The 18,064-nt window shown below is 45.2% G+C and carries 6 protein-coding genes and 2 pseudogenes; 2 read left to right on the top strand and 6 right to left on the bottom strand.

Annotation, left to right across the window (positions count from 1 at the left end; all coding sequences use genetic code 11):
• Positions 1-9: 9 nt before the first annotated feature.
• Positions 10-3,546 (bottom strand): DUF5717 family protein, encoded by a 3,537-nt coding sequence (locus ETP43_RS04995; RefSeq protein WP_129257241.1) that lies wholly within the window; start codon positions 3,544-3,546, stop codon positions 10-12.
• Between the two features lie 189 nt (positions 3,547-3,735).
• On the opposite strand from ETP43_RS04995, the gene ETP43_RS04990 reads away from it, so the two are divergent.
• Positions 3,736-4,833, top strand: a complete 1,098-nt coding sequence (locus tag ETP43_RS04990) for a pyridoxal phosphate-dependent aminotransferase (RefSeq protein WP_129257240.1) — start codon at positions 3,736-3,738, stop codon at positions 4,831-4,833.
• Here the strand turns inward: ETP43_RS04990 and ETP43_RS17350 are convergent.
• A complete protein-coding gene (locus ETP43_RS17350; protein WP_129257239.1) occupies positions 4,733-5,161 on the bottom strand; it encodes a hypothetical protein in 429 nt (142 codons plus the stop codon). The genes ETP43_RS04990 and ETP43_RS17350 overlap by 101 nt on opposite strands.
• Positions 5,162-5,263: 102 nt before the next feature.
• On the opposite strand from ETP43_RS17350, the pseudogene ETP43_RS18340 reads away from it, so the two are divergent.
• Positions 5,264-5,374 (top strand): annotated as a pseudogene (locus ETP43_RS18340) (DUF6783 domain-containing protein); the annotation flags it as partial.
• On the opposite strand, the pseudogene ETP43_RS18335 reads toward ETP43_RS18340, so the two are convergent.
• The 4 genes and pseudogenes from ETP43_RS18335 to ETP43_RS04970 form a co-directional block, all read right to left on the bottom strand.
• Positions 5,348-5,431 (bottom strand): annotated as a pseudogene (locus tag ETP43_RS18335) (DUF6783 domain-containing protein); the annotation flags it as partial. The pseudogenes ETP43_RS18340 and ETP43_RS18335 overlap by 27 nt on opposite strands.
• 168 nt (positions 5,432-5,599) lie before the next feature.
• Entirely contained in the window at positions 5,600-6,301 is a 702-nt protein-coding gene (locus tag ETP43_RS04980) for a hypothetical protein (RefSeq protein WP_129257238.1), read from the bottom strand.
• 107 nt (positions 6,302-6,408) lie between these two features.
• Positions 6,409-7,557, bottom strand: a complete 1,149-nt coding sequence (locus ETP43_RS04975) for a hypothetical protein (RefSeq protein ID WP_207668913.1) — start codon at positions 7,555-7,557, stop codon at positions 6,409-6,411.
• Positions 7,554-18,029 (bottom strand): hypothetical protein, encoded by a 10,476-nt coding sequence (locus ETP43_RS04970; protein ID WP_129257236.1) that lies wholly within the window; start codon positions 18,027-18,029, stop codon positions 7,554-7,556. Before ETP43_RS04970 ends, ETP43_RS04975 begins: the two co-directional genes overlap by 4 nt.
• Positions 18,030-18,064 lie beyond the last annotated feature (35 nt).

Genomic DNA, 18,064 nt, shown 5'->3' with positions numbered 1-18,064 from the left:
ATCCGTGTCTTATGCATGGAGTACCGGGAACATTTTTCTTGCAAAATGTTCTCTCTGCAGGTACTGTTCCATCGCTTTCTCTGTCTGTTCACTCCGTCCGAGTTTCTGACCTGCCAGCATCTGATTGATCAGCTGGTACTTCGTATTTCCCTCCTGTAAGGACTCTTCCATCGTCAGAAGTTTTTTATCGGTCTGTCTCGTATCATCCGGCAGTTCCACCGTCAGATAATACTCCAGCGTTTCTCCGTAAAATAACAGGAATTCCTTCACAAAGATGCCCTGATACATATTTTTCATCGGTTCGCTCTTAAAACTCTCACCGGTGTCGTTGTCCCGGATCAGACGGTAATGGATCGTCACCCTTGCGCCCGCCGGATACTGTACCTCGACGAACTGTTTGTCATCCATCTGATACGGCTTGGTCAGTCTTGCCGGGAATTTGCGGTAAAATGCAAAACGCAGACTGTTTTCGGTACACTCTTCGAGGATCTGATCTGCCAGTTTTTCCTGTTTTTCTGTATAAGTATCCAGGCTTGCATAATATTTCAGAAGTGCCAGATGGCAGATCCGGTCGACTTCCAGTTTTCTCTCACAGCACTGTTCCAGACACCGGAAAATATAAGGATCTGTCTCTTTTTTGCCCAGGAAATATCCGTATGCCCAGAAGGAACTATAGGCAAGTGCCACCGATTCTTTTCCTTTCTGCGCCATGTACTGTTCAAGCATCGCAGCACCCTGCCGCAGATAGACACGGCCAAACATCGAAAGCAGAAGGATCTCTTCTTCCAGTGCATAGGTATCCAGCTGGAAACCACGCATCCGCTCCCATAAAAGTGCCATCTGTTCCACAGAACCCAGCAGATTGTCACTCAGATACAGCAGGATGACTTCATTGTAAAGTCCCTGTTCAAATACATGCTGTGCCAGATAGACCAGTTCTTCCTGTTCCACAAAATCATAATCCAGGATCAGGTAGCTCGTAAGCTTCATCAGGCTTTCCGCACTGATTCCTTCGTATCCGTAACGGCTGATGATCTCCAGTGCCATCGTATACATGCCTTTCTGGATCAGGATCTCACACAGCAGCACTTTGTCCACGCTTGCAAATGTCATCAGATCCATCTTTTTCAGATAGGTATCCAGCGTATCATCTCCCGCATGTGCCGCGTAATATTTCAGGATCTTTCTGCATATCGTATGGCGATAAGACTCCTGGAATTCCGGCATCTGTACGATGTGCTGATAACAGCCCAGCGTTTCCAGGGTGATCGGTTTTTTGCCGTCATTCTGGCATACTGCCAGTAAAAATCCCGGTGTGGTCACATCCAGTGTCACGCATGGCTCCAGATAGGATTCTTCATCCATCAGTTTTTGCAGATTGTAATCTACTGTTGTTGCATATCTTCTTCGTTTTTCATCTTCAAACAGAATTCTCGCATCCGGGGTATACAGCTGAATATATGCCGCTCCGTCCGTACACGGATAACTTTGTTCTTCTTTCAGTTCTCCGTGGCATACGATCACGCTGCGGATCTTCGGATCATCACAGTACACCCGATAGGAGAACATCACTTTTGCCAGTGCCTCCCCGAGTGCCGGTGTGGCGATCTCCCCGATACATTCCTGATAGATCGTCGCGTAATCCTCACTGATCTTTCCTTCCATCAGTGCTTCCTGTGCGAACGCTTCCATCGCTTTGCGATAATTCTGATAGGTTGTTCTGTCTACTCCTTTGTTGCGGATTACATTTGCATACACGGATGCACGTTTTCTGCTGCTTAATGTATTGTTGTATACAAAGTACATACGGATAACCTGTGGCAGAACACTCTGGAAGCCCTGCGGCATGGTTTCGATATAATATTCATATAACCGTGTGATCCGGATGTCTGCTTCCACCGCCAGCTGATACCAGCGGAAATATTCATTCTTTGTCGGCTGACCCTTCATGATGTATTTGCAGATATGATCCACCATATCATTGTCCGGGTATGCCTCGTAGCATTTTACCAGAAGACGGTAGATCACCGGCTGGAAATTCTTCACGTATTCGGAGAGATGTCCGATCCGCATGGTCAGTTCTTCATTTAATCTGCCATGGCGTGCCGCATAGTGAAGTACCTGTACCATAAACGGAGACAGTTTCTTGAGATATCCGGCTTCTTTTTCCAGTTTTTCATACGCTGCCAGATACAGAAATGGGCTTCTGCATCCGAGATCAAACAGTTCTTCGAGCATATACATCTGTCTGCCCGGTGCATGCCGGTATTCCTCGGAAGTATCCATCAGCACCCGCAGGATCGAATAGCTGCCCGGATTCATCCGGTAGAGATTTTCGATCCGGGTCTGCGCTGTCATCTCCTGATCCGGTGTTGCCACGGATGCTTTCACAGCCATCGCGAGATACCAGGCTTCCTCTTCCATCTGTTCCTGCGTAAATTTCAGTTCCCGGAGCGGCCACAGCACCGATTTTGCATTTGCCAGATCTCCGGTCTGCTCATAGATATAGGCTTCCATCAGCTGCTGTTTCGGATAATAGCATCCGAGGTTTCTGAGTCTCTCCAGTTCTTTTAAGGAATCCTCTTTCCACTCGTCCTGTCCGATCTCTCCCAGCAGGTATTTTTCATACAGACCGGCCAATGCCGCCTGTCCTTTTTTCTCATACATCCGGTTGCTCAGTTCATAGGACACATTGCCGGAGGCTTTCACTTCATATACATACGTTCCGTACACGGTTTTGATCCGGATCTGACCGTATTTTCTTCCATTTCCCAGTTTTTCTTTCCGGATCAGGTATTCCAGACCGTAAACACTTCCGATGAAATCCTCGTTGGTGATCACTTTCTTTTCCACTTCCAGAAAATCCCCGGTCACTTCCACTTCCATGTGGGTGTAGCCCCAGGTACTTTTATACAGATTCAGACAATCCTTGACTGTGGTATCCAGATGATCCCAGGTCTGCTCGGTTTTCTCCAGACGCAGCGTCACCGGTTCTTTTTTTCCGGTTCCGATCAGAAATTCCTCCATATGCTGATAGGTAACCGGATTCTGTGACATGCCGCGGTAAAGGCTTTCATAGCTCGGATTTTCTCCCTGCAGCACTTTCAGAAAGCTCTCACTGGTATAAAGGCGGAACGCCTCCCGGTAATCGCTCTCTGCCAGTTTGATAAATGCTTCCAGACTGTCGATGGCTCCGCGGGATGTCTGGATCCCGTCATCGGTGATCACCGCGTGTACCGGCACCTGATATTCTCCCAGATTGCTGTTGATCGTGATCACACCGTCCACCGTATCCCCGGCGGAAAGTCCCTTCACATCCAGTCCGTAGGGGATGCATACGGTTGTGCCCGAAAATTTTTCTTTTGCCAGCAGTACCCGGCGGTTGGATGACATGGTCATTCCTTTGATCCTGCGGTTATCCTCCGCCGCCACATGCAATTCTCCCCGGACATTTTCCCCCTCATTGGTTGTAAGGTTGATCTGTGCATCGGAAAGAGTCAGCTTTGGTACTTCATATTCAAATCTTCCGTTTAGTAACTGTTCCATTCTTCTTTTCAAAGTATCCACCTGCGCTTCTTCTTTTATCGACCTTGACTATTTTTTTCTTATCATTATAATGAAACTGATATTATTGTTACCCGTTTCATGTTCTTTTGCAGAATCTCCTGCAAAAATACTCATAATTATATTTATTATACACTACGCAAAACTTTGTTGCAAGGAAAGAGGGATATTATGATTAAACACAAAGATCATTTTCACGGCAGTGACCTGGAAGCCATCGAAAAATATTATCATATCAAAAAGGAGGATATCGTCAGCTTCAGTGCGAATGTCAATCCGCTGGGAATTTCTTACCAGCTGCGTTCCACGCTGGCAGACAATCTGGATGCGATCACAACCTATCCGGACCGGGAATACACGGCTCTTCGCACCTGCATCGCAACGTATGCGGGCACACAGCCGGAAAATGTGATCGTCGGAAATGGTTCTACCGAGTTGATTTCTCTGTTTATCCAGACGAAGCATCCGAAAAAAGCGCTGGTGCTTGGACCGACGTATTCGGAGTATGAACGGGAGATAGCGCTTGGCGGCGGTACGACACTGTATTATCCGTTAAAAGAAGAAAATGGGTTTCATATGGATGTGGAAGACTTCTGCAAGCATCTGTCGGATCAGCTGGAACTTCTGGTGCTCTGTAACCCGAACAATCCGACTTCCACCGCAATCACCTGCAGCCAGATGCGCCGGATCCTCGATGCCTGTCTGCAATATGGAATTTTCGTGATGGTCGATGAGACGTATGTGGAGTTTGCGCCGGAGGAGAAAGAAGTGACGAGTATTCCGCTGACGAATTATTATACGAATCTGATCATTCTTCGCGGTACTTCGAAGTTTTTCGCGGCTCCGGGACTGCGTCTGGGATATGCGGTAACGGGAAATCAGGATCTGATCAAGTCGATCAATACGCGAAAGAATCCGTGGACGATCAATTCGCTGGCGGAGATTGCCGGACGGCTGATGTTTCCGGATGAGGAATATATCCGTCATACCAGAGAACTGATCTGTGGCGAGCGTGACCGGCTGTTTCAGGAGTTGTCCGGCTGGGACAGTGTGACGGTGTATGAGCCTTCGGCGAATTTTATTCTGATGAAGATCCGCAAGCCGGGCGTGACTTCTCAGGATCTGTTTGATCACTGTATCCGAAAGGGACTGATGATCCGGGATTGTTCTACGTTTCCGTTTTTGGATGATCATTTTGTGAGGTTTTGCGTGATGCTGCCGGAGCAGAATGAAAAGTTGTTAGAGGTATTTCGGGAAGTGTTGCTCTAAATTTGTAGTAATAAGAAACACGCTCTGCGAATGTCTCATTGTTCGCGTAAATAATCATCTGTTCCGGTTTTTCCGTCAATAACCAGCGTATAGTACTTTGTATTTTCCGGATCATCAGAACTTTTGGACCGTAATAGTCGTACTCTTTACCGTTCCAGATTCTGATCGTGGCATTTTCTTTGGATAGAACCTTTTTCAGTGTACCATTTGAAGCATTATCATCCACTTTCAGCGGAAGCAGATCCGAAAGATATACAGATGTGTACTTCTTCTTCGAGAAATCCTCAAAACCAGGCTTATCAGATGTCACAGTCTTATCAATTGCCATAAATGCTGCATTTGACTGTGCACTGATATTTGTGGTTGTTCCTTTAACCGTATTATTACTTACAAACCAAGCATGTGTACTTGACCCAGCGCTAGAGCGTGTCTGAAAAAGGCTTTTCGTGAGCTGCGAGTCTCAGTTTGTGGGAGATTTTATCCGAATGAGGGCGGCGTAGCGGGCTACGGCAACCGAATGAGGGTAAAATATACCGCAAAGTGGGGCTTGCAGATTGCGGAAATGATTTTTCAGACACGCTCTACAGCGGCAACACATACCATGACAACATTACTTACTGAATAGCGCTGCTTTTTAAGGCTATAATCTCATAAGAACATCTGCTTAATGATTGTAAGATCAGCTTTCGTAAGGCTTTCAGAGCGGGGATTTTTATTTCAACTTGCATTGTCAGGAATTAAGTTTAGTTTGTCAGTTAAAGACATATCAGCCCGCCATGAGATATATCATGTCCGTTTCCTTGTTGTTCTGCACTGTTTCATCCCAGGAAATGTGCAAAATATAATAATTTACATAAAACTCCCCACTCGCATCCTTCTTCTTCGGAAGCGTTTCCTGCACATTTGATTTCCAGTAAAGGGGCTCTGCAGCCTGTTGCACATTCTTGTACTCTCCATACGTATTATTGTGATAGGCGTTCGTGGCGTGCTTTCCATCCGTAGCCAGATTCAGATAATCTCCCGGCAGCGATTCACCTTTTTTATATTGTTTGCCAAGATACGTAATATCACCGTCTTGGGTCGGCGATGATGTCTTATAGATGGAATACGTAAAGCCAATATTTGTAGTATGCGCAAGCTGCAGATAATAGCTTTTTCTCGCTTCCGCACTGTATACACAAAACACCACATCTTTTGTTTTCTGATCCCCGGAGACATCGATCGTGCCAAGCTCCAGCTGCTCTATATCCTGCATATCTCCGGCTTTGATACTCAGTATATCTGGTTTCTTTATCTCTGTGATAGTTTCCATACTTCTTTGCATGTACAGCCATGCAAGAACCGGAACTGCCAGAAGGGCAAGTGCCGTCAATACCACTGCCCATATAGCCCGTCTTTTTCGTCTTTCCTGCTTCCAGTCCTTCTTTTGTTTCCTGTGCTCCTGCTGTTCTTCTGCCGGCTGGCTCATCTGCCTGTTCCCTCCTTGTAAAATAGACTCTGTCTGCTTTTGCGTAAAGCGGACATTCGCAATACATCCCTGCTGCTCTGCTGACAGAGCCCAGCTTCACGACTTGCTCACTGTGCGTCCAGCTTCAGTTTTATAAAACGGGCGTTGCTGCCCAGATGCTCATCTGCCTGATTATAATAAACAGCAAGTGTTCCGTACATGACCGGATTGAAATCTGTTCGCATCTGGTTCAGTTTCTCTGCTGTAACCGTTCCTTTAAAATCTTCACTCTCTTTCCAGTAAAAATATCGATTATCCTCTGAACTGCACATGGTCTTAAATAATGTTTCCGGAAGCTCTGTAAGATGATTCGATCCATCCTTCCAATCCTCCGGAAATAAAATCGGTCGTTTTCCAATGCTGCTTTGATCCTTCACCAGATAAGAGCCAAGCATTTCCGGCCATACCCAGTAAAGTGTAACCGGATAGGCCGTATCTTTTTTCGCATTTTGAACAGACCAGATCAGTTTTCCATTTTTATCTCTGGATAATACAACGCCTTCGGAGTCCAAAGTCATCGACCAGGGACCGGCATCTTTGGAAATCCAGCCCTTATAAGAACGTGCATCGGAATCATAGCCTGCAAACAGAAGGACATGACCCTCCAGTAACTGCTGTGCCTTCGTATCTGCCTCTTGCAAATTTGATGATGTCGCCGCTGTTTCCTCTTCCGTATAGCCGGTCAGCGTCAGATCCAGTGTCACGCTCAGTGGTCCCTCCTTATGCGAAATGATATAGAATGTCATTTTCCCACTGGCACCAGGCTCAATTCCAGCTTCTGTATTATTGTTCATATTGCTGTCATCGGTAATTGCCCAGGTGATTGAGGTATTGCTGCCATCCGTTGCCAGAAAGTTCTGGTTTTTGATGCTGCTTTTAGTTCCTTTCGGTACATCCAGCAGCTTATCATACACGCCTGCGGAAGTTTCACTATTTGGTTTGGCTGCGGCAGCAAGCTCAAACTCACTGCCTGCAGACTGAACCCTTGTCGTTGATATCGTCACCTTATTATTACTGACAAACCATGCAATGCAGGCAATAATAATCACAATCAGCGCAGCAGACATAATGATACCTGTCCTAAGAAAAACCTTCCACTCATTTTTGACCTTACTTATCTCATCCCTGGCCTGCTGCCGGTATTCCTCCGGGGTCAGTCCTTCCTTTTTTTTTCCCTGCATCCTCTCACCTCGTTTCTGCTCTTCTGTCAGCATCATTTATTTCCGGCTTCTGCGCCCTGCATTGTTTCCATAATCTGCTGATAAATGCGCGCGTTCGTATAGATAACGTAATCCGACGCTTTTGTACCATCAATTTCCTTATCATCCTGATCAAGCAGCACGGCTGTCAGGCGCACCTTATAGTTGGCATATGTATGTTCCTTTGCTTCAAATGCTTCTCCAGTAAGCGGCGTAAAATCAATATAAGCAAATTCCTGCTTATCCTCAATTGGGACAAATGACTTCGTCCACTGGCATGATTTTTCTGGTGAAGAGGAGGGCTCCCCGGCAGCTTCCATACGCACAGACATAAGATATTCTCCAATCTCTAACGGATTCTCTGCATAAGTTCCGTCCTGATTCTTTTGGAACAGTTCCAGCGTATACTGAATCTTTGCCGCCTTCTTAAGGACCTCGGAATCCACACTGGAATAATCATACTTTGCCCTCGTTTCAATCGTATCAGAAGAATTTACCGCATCGCTCGGATTAATTCCAAGCTGGCGCGTAGCATCACTAATCCCTGCGATTGCAAAATACTCCAGAATGGCTCTGGATGGATTCTCCGTATAATAGCGTTTGGTATCCTCTTGTGTGCGTTTATTCGTAGTAATCGGCAGCTGATTGTCCGTATTTGCAATACGTGAAACGGCCATAACTGATATACCACTATTGTCGTTGCTATTTGATGTATCCCGCTCTGGAAAATGATCGGATGACGTATAGGTAAGTGTGATTTCCGCCGTAACTGTTACTGCTGTGTTATCGTCCTTCGCCTTCTCCAGCGATTTTTTCATGTCACTGCCTCCGTATTGCAGCGTTAATGTATCAAGTCCCGCTACGTTCTGGCACTTATCTTCTTTCTTAACATTTAATCCATTGCCTGTCAGCGTATATGTATAAGATACATTCTCCGTACCAATCACATCATATTCACCACCGTTTAGTTCCTTCAGGTATTTTTTCAGACTGACATCAAATCTGTGATAAAATTCAGACGGACCGACTTTATCAAATCGATCTTTTCCTGCTTCTGTCAGCTTCAATGTACTTTGCAATTTTATTTTTACACTGTCTCCATTTTCCATGACCGTATCATTCATCTCACTTCCATTATGAACACGAGTCGTGGAAACCGTAAATTTCTGCTCAACGCCATTGTATACCACATAGCCGGATCCGGACTTCCTTTCATCTGACGTAATTTTAGCCGGAAGTGTTCCTTCTTTACGGGAAATTGCTCCATAATTTAACCGATTGTTGATAACGGAATATCCTGCTGTTTCCGGAACCTGAACAGTCAGATAATATCCCTCACTTCGAGCTTCTGATTTGGATGCTTCCGTGATCGTTATACGATACTTGCTGGCATCCTTATCGTTCTCTTCTGCTCTGCGGTAATAGGTCGTTCCTACTCTGACTGTTGCTTTAGCCGGATCATTTTCTATTACATAATACGTTGTTCCTTCTGCCTCATCCGTAACCGGATCTGAAACCTTCATGTTAAGTAAGTCGCAGATATAGACCGGACGAAATGCAGTCTGTCCATCTGCTGTCGTCATCTGTGCAAAATCAAATTTATGCAGATCTTCTGTACCAGTTGTCGTATAGGTATAATACTGCTTCGTCTGCCTGTCTACCAGTGTCAGACGTGTTCCGGACGGCAGCAAAGCCTTCCCGGCTTCCGCCGTACTCCCCGATGCCAGATCCATGATTTTGTCGTAAGACCAAAGCAGATTCTCTCCATTATCCAGCATCGACTGCCAGTTTGTATCTTTCTCATAGCTGTATTCTATGTAAGCAGTCAGTGGTTCATCAAAGCCAGCCGTTGCATAGTGATTGGTTGCTTCATCATTCATTGGATAATCTGCTGCACAGTAATCAGTTCCAGCAAGGAATCTTGTCTTGAAGCTGATATAGAGCACCTTTTTCACCAGCACCGGTATGTACAAATGAAATGGCTCTGCTTTATCATTGGTCGGATTTGCATAAGTGACATCCAGCAATGTAAATTGGCTGTTCTGATTGTCGTAGGCATTCGGAACGATGCTGATTTTCTTCTCCTTACTAATACTTAAGCTCGCATTTTCTTCGCTCTTTGCTTCGAAAGAACTCTTTGTGGCATCCCACTGATAAGTTGTTGCGGTAATGCTCTGGATCTGTTGTTTTGCATCTGCTCCGCTGCCGACATTCGTCATGGCAGCTATGTAATTCCAGATCATCGTATCCACATCTGCGGTGTTATTTACCACAAGTACCGGGAAATCAACGTTCTCGCTCACGTTGGTAGTTGCGCTTTCTTCTTTCCTGTACGTCGTCATGTAGGCATCATTGGCCGTATCTAAGAAATTCACAAATTCTGCTTTATTCTCCAGTAAATTCCAATAAACATCAGAAGCAGGTGTCCCTGCCTGTAAGCCCCTTAAAATAGCATTGGCTGTTGTACTGCCTTCTTGCATTCCGACACCATTACCGGTCATAACTGTGCCGTCAACAAAAGGTACACTGCTCTTCGGATTAACATCCAGCCATGGGCTGGCAGATGAAGATGGTTTGTCTGTGGAATTGATCGGCTGATAAGTCTGATCCACGGATGCATCTGCATAAACAATCGCAGCAGTTCCATTTTTTGTACCGATATCCTTCTGCGGAAAGACATCCCCCTGAACTGCAACCGCTACCAGATTGATTTTGCCATTTACGCCGACTTTACCAATCCAAAAACCTGACGTATTTATTGTTTGGATACTTGCAGTCGATAACTCGTCTATCTTTGCTTTGTTATTATAACCAAATTTACAATTCTTTGCTAACAGATTATATCCATTGACTTTGTTAGTGTACGGATTCTTAGTATTGTTTTCCGTATTACCAACTAACAATGCTGCGTATCCATTATCCTTATTATAAGTTACTCCAGTCACGTTATAAAATTCCATATTCGATGCCTGTATACTGCCATCCATAGCTCCGACAAGACCACCTGTATATCGTCCAAGAATGTTCACATTTTTTTCCTGACAATTTCGGAATGTGGCTGTTCTGTTCGGGTTGACATATCCAATAAATCCACCGATCCAGTTCATATCTGTCTTAATATTGAGATTCTCTTCACTGCTGTCACGAATCGTCACATCGACAGCTGAGTAGCCTACGAAACCACCAGTAAATTGCTGACCATTGATGACCGAATCCGACGTAATCACTACTTCTGAAATCGTCAGTGGTCCTTCGTGATATCCGATAATTCCTCCCGTGCAGGCACTTGAAGATTTCTGGTTGGAATTAATCTCTAGCGTAATCTTCATAGAAGTAAGGGAACATTTCTTCACTTCGAACGTACCACCTTTTCTTCCTGATGCCAGCAAACCACCAAGATCTCGCAGATTCTTGCCTGAAACACTCAAATTCTGTGCGCTTACATTCTCTACTTTTACGGAACTGAAATCATTTGCGCCCACAAGACCACCTGCAGCAGCTGTATAAAAGCTTTCCGCATGTGTAGTAACCGATAACCGATTCACATTTTTCACATTTTTCACATTTTCAGAACCGCCTTCATTTCCGGTAATCGTCAACTGACCATACCCTATATTCCAGCCTACTAATCCACCTGTACTTCCATCGTTATTAACCCAATTTGTTACATTTTCGTTCTGAATTGTCCAGTTGGTAAAGGATACATTCCTTGCTGCATTCTTATATCCATCGATATACCCAATGGCTCCACCCGTCATAGTCCCCCCATACACGTTTATGTATTCCAGATGAAGACCATCAAAGGATACCGTACCAGCGGAATTGGCCGTTCTTGCAGCAAAACCGCCCACACCAATATGAACTTCCGGATTTGATCTTCTTGTCACACACATTAAATTACTATTTGTATTTGTATCAAATAATCCAAGCTTAATGTTTCCTGATATCTTAAGATGTTTTACCTTACATCTATCTGTAAAGTGAAAATCCACAAACAGTCCGGCACCCTGATTTCGCCACGCACCATCGCTGTATTCCGTATGATAATCATTCTGATTCATATTTAACGTAATCACCGTGTCTGCTGCCTGATCAGCATTTATACTCTTAATCAACAGATTGCGGCGATATACTTCAGGAATACTGCAGTCATTGCTCCAAACATGCTTATTATTTCCATAGCTGGAACCAATTCCCCGGAAACCATTTCTGTAGCTGCTCATATCAATGCTGTTTGCCTTAAAGGTAAGACTGACCGGATTATTGACAGCTGTACTGCTTTTTCCTGCCAAACGAGCCGCCACTGTTCCTGTGGTATAATTCTTCACCAGATAGGACACGCGATTCTTTGCCGTATCGCTGCCTGCAGCACTTGCAACTCCGCCACAATAAGCTTCATCTGTAAGATTCGCAGCACCTGTCGCTGTTCCAATTCCTTCATAGGATGCAGTACGTGGTTTACCATATTGATAAGCATCTACGACTTTGTCCACATCGGTGTAACTGCCACCTGAGTCCATCGCCCCTGCGCCGCTATTTACAATCGCGGAAAGCAGCCACAATCCCTGGGCAGAGGTTACAGTAACATTCAGGCTTCCACTTGCTTCGCTTACCTGAAGGTCATTTGTTCCTGCTGTCAAAGTCGGAATGGTATAGTTTTTATCCGTGTTATTTACAGTGCATCCTTCCGCACAGGCATAGCCATCCAGTACGCGTCCCACATAAGGATTACGGTAAAAATAATTTCCGCCATCTGACGCTGTTTTTCCATCGACTGTGCCATCTTTCTTTACCATATTCACTGTTTTATTGGCCGCTGCCGCAGCTGTGCACGCAACCGTAAAGGTATTGGATGTTCCATCCATATTTCTAAATACCACGCCGCCACCGGTCTTTTCGTAGTCCGTGTCTTCTGTGACATGGGTTGCACCGCCGACCAGACCTACATAGCCGCCTGCTGCGATCATCTGTGGATAAGTTCCACTGAACGTCACGGAATTTTTAACATAATTTACTGACACATGATCAATGATTGTATCCCCGCCCATGCAGTAACCAACTACACCGCCAAAAAACGGATTTCTTCTGGTCCCCGGAAGACTTCCCGCCTGCATGGTGATCGTTGCCCGTGAATAATCCACGATCAGATCCTTTACGACACTTCCCCGACTATATGCAATCAGACCTCCAAAGCTGTCTTTATTCTCATTAGTTCCCGTTAAGGCAACTGTAATATTCTGAGAGGCACCTACAATGACTCCGCTGAACGGATTCTCTTTCGTACCTAGTCCGCCAAATCTTTCTGCTGACAAAGTAATATTCTTATCAATCTTATAATATGCATTCAGCAGATAATTCGTTGCTTTTTCCGTATCAGCTGCATCCCCATTCTCGTTCTTCCAGGCTTCGTTCTCCCAGGTGTAAGCAATATCTGTTCCTGTTGCATCACTGGTCGCACCATTTTGGAGATGATACCCTTCTGCAGTCTGTGTCTGATTTTCCAATACTTTTGAATTGAAAATTGCCTGGAATTTTGAAACACTGCCCGGATTCAGAATATAGGCTGCCAGTGAGCTCAGCTGATGCGCATCTTCAATAATATACGGATCTCCATACGTTCCACATCCCTTCAGAAGACCGGTTGTCTTCTGATTAATATCCAGCTCATACTTGCTCTCTGTAATATTCTGCTGTGTATGGACATAGCGAATAAAATTCGAGCTGCCATATCTTGATTTCACATATGCTTCATTGGCATTTTTCCCCTGTTCATCTGTGATATAGCTGTCACCGTCATAATATTGATACTGTTTATCCGGATTACGTCCGTTTGTTCCTGTATTCGTCAATTCTACACCGTAAGTGACCTTATCATCCGTACTATTGAAATTATACGTACCGGTACCTTCTGAAGAATACATAAAGGATTCTAAAAGAGTTGCCCTGGTAAATATTGTATGGGTTGTATGATAGTCAACCGGCACATTCCCATTGTTATAAACGGATGTAGACTTCGATGCATCCTCTTTCAGACGTCCATCCAGTGCAATATTGGAAAATGAAAGAGTCAGCTTCGTTGCCGTCGCACTGCCGACTTTACCGATCAGACTGCTTGCTGCATAAGCTGTTGTCTTACCGGATCCTTCTCCTGTCGTATAACCTTCTCCTGTAGAAAGCGCATTTACAGTTAATTTGACTGCCTGATCCATACGATTAATCAGAAGCGGTGCATAAGCTGCGCCATCTTTTGTTATCTCTGTCACACGAATTCCAGCCAGTGTCACATTATTCAGGCTGATTTCAACGATATCGCCGACCGGATCACCGATTACGCTTCCATAAATCAATGCACCGGAACTGTAGGAACCGGTCTCTGCTGTACTTTCCTTTCCTACCGTTCCCGAAAAAGAAGTATTCTTTACCGCTATATTGTGAGTGGTATGATAAAATAATCCATGCTGCATCAAATAATGTTGATGGTCAGAATCTGACAGCGGTTTATTCTTACTTTTCGTCTCTTGTGCATTCATGCCATCATAATCAAAATTCAGACTGGTCGGCGTCTGATTCGTTCCAAGATTCACTGCTCCCAGCGGTGTCACCGGATAGTAGGAATATCCAGTCAGGTCAATTGAGCCGGAGATCGTGACATCTGTCCGCTTTCCCTGCCTGAAATAGCCTCTGATATTTACTGCCGCATACTGTGCGGCACTCCAGAGCACCATATCTTCCGGTGATGTGACACTGTCCAAATTCAAAGTCGGATTATTCTTCCTGTAACTGTCCAGATTGTAGTAGTATCTTGTATTTCCATTTTTATAATTGCCTAACTGTCCGATATAGGTATTTTTCCCTGTACCTTCTGTATCAATACGCTTTGCTGTTCCATTCCCGTCACGCACTGCCAAAGAAACTACTGCATTACTGTTGCCAGCATCATCCTTCTTTGTCGTACCGACCAGTTCATCAAAGTAGTCTGAGTTGATTTCAATCATTACCGCACCACTGCCAATCTTATAAGCAGCGTCGGAAACATTTCCCCATGTACCTGCTTCGAGATACAGTGCAGACTCTACTACTTCCTTTCCACTCTGTGTCACTTTGATCAGACCGGTTCCCACCAGCAGACCGCTTGGCGTATCCTGCGTTGATTTTCCGGTAAATGTTGTTGTACTTTCCTTTTTTTCAAATATGATGCTGTTCGCAGCGGTTGCATTCCAGTATCCGGTTGCCTGATATACCAGACCGCCAAACTGGGCATTTGCATTCAATGTAGCTCCGGAAATCGTGACTCCGCTTTTGCTGGCTGTATTGTCCGCAGATGCTTCAAACACTACATTCGTATTCTTCCACTGATAGCCAATAAGTCCGCCACTGGTTGTTTTTGCATTCGCTGTATCAATTTTCTCTTCCTTCACCTGAAGATTTGATATCTTAATCGTTGTGTCTGCTGACGTAGTACCATTCTGTGTTTCGCCCCTGCTGACTGCGATCAGACCACCGACTTTAGCATTGGAAGCAGATTTTGATGTGATGTAACCGCTTAATGTACAAACGTCAACCGACACTTCACAGCCTCCCATCACTTCCGCTGCCAAACCACCAATTCTCTGATTCTCGGTAGTACGTTCATCCGTAAGCGTGGAATCGCTTCCCCATGTACAATTCTGAAAGGTCAATTCCTTACCTTCACATCTTCCCAGGAAGCCTGCCTGCCAAACGTGGAGCTTTTGGGCAACAGCTTTTTCTGCAACAGCTTCTTCTGCAACAGATACTTTGGTATTAACAGTCACATTTTTAAAAGCTGTAGTCCCGCCTGCCAGACCGATTGCCGCTGAGACGAATGCCGGATATCTGATATCATCTGATTTTTCTTCCTCATTTACATTCTGAGGAACTCTGCAGGCAACAGTGCCCGCAATTGTAAGATTCTGAATTGTCACATCACCGGCGAACGGAATCAGCGCCAGACTATAATGTGCATCTCTCTGATCACTCCTCTTTGCGTAAAGCTGCCCTGCTGCATTGTCTTCTGTACCTGAAACATTTGCACCATACGTTGTCCCGATATCCAAAGTAATCGTATGACTACTGCCTTCAAGCGTTCCTTGAAATTTCTGACCAGATACACCGTTATCTTTACCAATCCCCAGAATACCGGTGCCGGTAAGATCAATATCTTCGTTAAGTATCACTTTCTGCGGTGCTGCCGCATTTATTGGGGTAGCAAAGCTCAGCGTCGTGGAGCTTCCTCCTGTGTATGCTTTCGAGAGATCAAATGCCAGCACATATGCCGCAAATGTATTGGCACTGCCAAGCTCTGATCCGTTTCCATTATGCACCTGAACCGTGTGTGCATCTTGATCAAATGTAAACACACCATTGCTTCCTTCAGACAGTTGATCGCCAAGGCGTATTACTGCACCCCAGTTTCCGATATCAGAACCGCCTCTATCTGCACCGGTATAACGGTTAAGACTCCATCCGCTTCCGTCTGCATTCAGACCATTGCCATTACCTAGTGCATATACCAGTCCATCATCATTATTTCCTACGATCTGTCCCACATGATGGTATGCCGTCGTAATCCTCTGACCCCTTAAATCTGTTGCCCCATGCATACGCAGTACACCCTTTACCAGATGTCCCACCAGGCCACCCCGACCATCCACATTGTCAGCATCAGATGACAGGTCACTGTCATTACTACTTATTAACGTTACATCCCCAACGTTTAACAGACCATCGTTCATTTTTCCAACCAGTCCGCCAAAGCTGGCTTTAGGATCCTTCTTCATATCAGATGTAGTTACTGATACGTTTTCTATCTCAACATAACTGCTTCCAGATATGGCACCAACGATTCCACCATAAGAACTATTTACATTCGCACCGCCTGAGGTACTTGCACTGATCGCATTACCGGACTCTCCCTTGATCGTCAGCATATTGTTCATCTGCCCTGACTGATACGTTCCGATTATTCCACCAAAATTCGTAACTGCACCTGATACTTCCGACGTCACGGTAGTTGCGGTATTTGCTGAAATAGAAATCGCAGTCTTCTCTGTGCTTATATTTTTCAGTACACCAACCAGACCTCCGACATCCTGCCCGCCGGAAATCACAAGCTTCTTAAACTGATAATTAGAAAGATCACAACTAACTGCGTTCTCTTTCGTAACAAGCCAGGAACCGATCAGTCCGCCGGCTGCTGATGTACTGCCGGCTTTTACTGTAAGTGTATCTGCAAAACTAAAGGCTGTCGTCTGTTCTTCTCGCTGAATGCTTCCATCTGTTACACTGCCAACAAGCCCTCCTGCATTTCCGGAATCGGAAGTGACTTGATCTACGGAGCTTCCTGCGATTGTCAATCCTGCACCCGGCTCCATATGGCCGACAAAGCCACCTGCATCCATCTCGGCTTCCGTCGCTTCGACTTTGATGCTTCCTGCACCGGAAGCTTTCTCAAATTCTGCTGTCAGTGAAGTATTTTCAGCCATTGTATTACAAAAAAGACCCGTATGGCTCGATGTACGGATCGTTAGCTCTTTTGTGAACTGATTTTCAAAAGTCAGAGTGGCACTGGTTCCATCTTCCATTGTACCGATCAGACCACCGATGACTGCATTTGATATCTTGTCCGAATTTAGATCTCTCAGTACGATTTTACCGGTTAAAGGTTCATCCACTTCGCCCTTTTTTAACGTTCCAGCCAGCAAAGGTTCCTGCATGGAAGGTGTGCTTTCTGAAATACAAAATGGGATTGTTCCAAGATTTGCGTTTGTCGAAAGTGCATTAAAGAGAGAACGGGATGTTGCTATAGAATACTGTGTGGCAGCGGTTCCCTGATCCAGTTTAAAGCTTCCTTTATAAGGGTGGTTTTCATCACCCAGCCCAAGGAACTTGTAGCTGATTCCATTTAAGGTTACGGGCTGAGTAAGATCCCAGCCAGTTGTTGTAATTAATTGAATATTATACTCTTGATACTCTGCTGGGGAAACATTAGATAACAAAATTAATCCTTCCCCATCTGTAACCTCTACATTTTGGTGGTCCTTAACATTCAATTTGCCGGATAATTCAGCTGCAACTTCCAGCCGCAGACTCGGACTTTCTGCATTAGACTCCATCCCCTCTGCCAAAAGCTTCTGTGATAATTGAACCTGCTCCGATTCTTCCGTCGCTGCTTCTGTCTGGGTCTCCTGCTCCTTTGAGCTTTCTTCTGAATCCGATTCTGTCTGGGCCTCCTGCTCCTTTGAGCTTTCTTCTGAATCCGATCCTGTCTGGGCCTCCTGCTCCTTTGAGCTTTCTTCTGAATCCGATCCTGTCTGGGTCTCCTGCTGTACTTCTTCCGCAATTGTTTTTGACTCGCTGTCTGACTGCATCACCGAAGTCGCAAAATCGCCGTCCTCAAAATTATTCTCTGCTTCTACTGAACTCTCATATCCTTCTGTGCGTTCTGCCAATGCCGGTAACGTCGTACTCATTACCATACCTGCCGCCAGTCCGACTGATATGACAC

Source organism: Blautia faecicola, assembly GCF_004123145.1.
Taxonomy (GTDB): domain Bacteria; phylum Bacillota; class Clostridia; order Lachnospirales; family Lachnospiraceae; genus Oliverpabstia; species Oliverpabstia faecicola.
This window is presented reverse-complemented; position numbering and strand designations above follow the sequence as displayed.

What these genes read in the sequence shown, in the direction of transcription:
- ETP43_RS04995 (WP_129257241.1), bottom strand. Translation starts at nt 3,546, where the DNA reads ATGGAACAGTTACTAAACGGAAGATTTGAATATGAAGTACCAAAGCTG.
- ETP43_RS04990 (WP_129257240.1), top strand. Translation starts at nt 3,736, where the DNA reads ATGATTAAACACAAAGATCATTTTCACGGCAGTGACCTGGAAGCCATC.
- ETP43_RS17350 (WP_129257239.1), bottom strand. Translation starts at nt 5,161, where the DNA reads ATGGCAATTGATAAGACTGTGACATCTGATAAGCCTGGTTTTGAGGAT.
- ETP43_RS04980 (WP_129257238.1), bottom strand. Translation starts at nt 6,301, where the DNA reads ATGAGCCAGCCGGCAGAAGAACAGCAGGAGCACAGGAAACAAAAGAAG.
- ETP43_RS04975 (WP_207668913.1), bottom strand. Translation starts at nt 7,557, where the DNA reads ATGATGCTGACAGAAGAGCAGAAACGAGGTGAGAGGATGCAGGGAAAA.
- ETP43_RS04970 (WP_129257236.1), bottom strand. Translation starts at nt 18,029, where the DNA reads ATGAGTACGACGTTACCGGCATTGGCAGAACGCACAGAAGGATATGAG.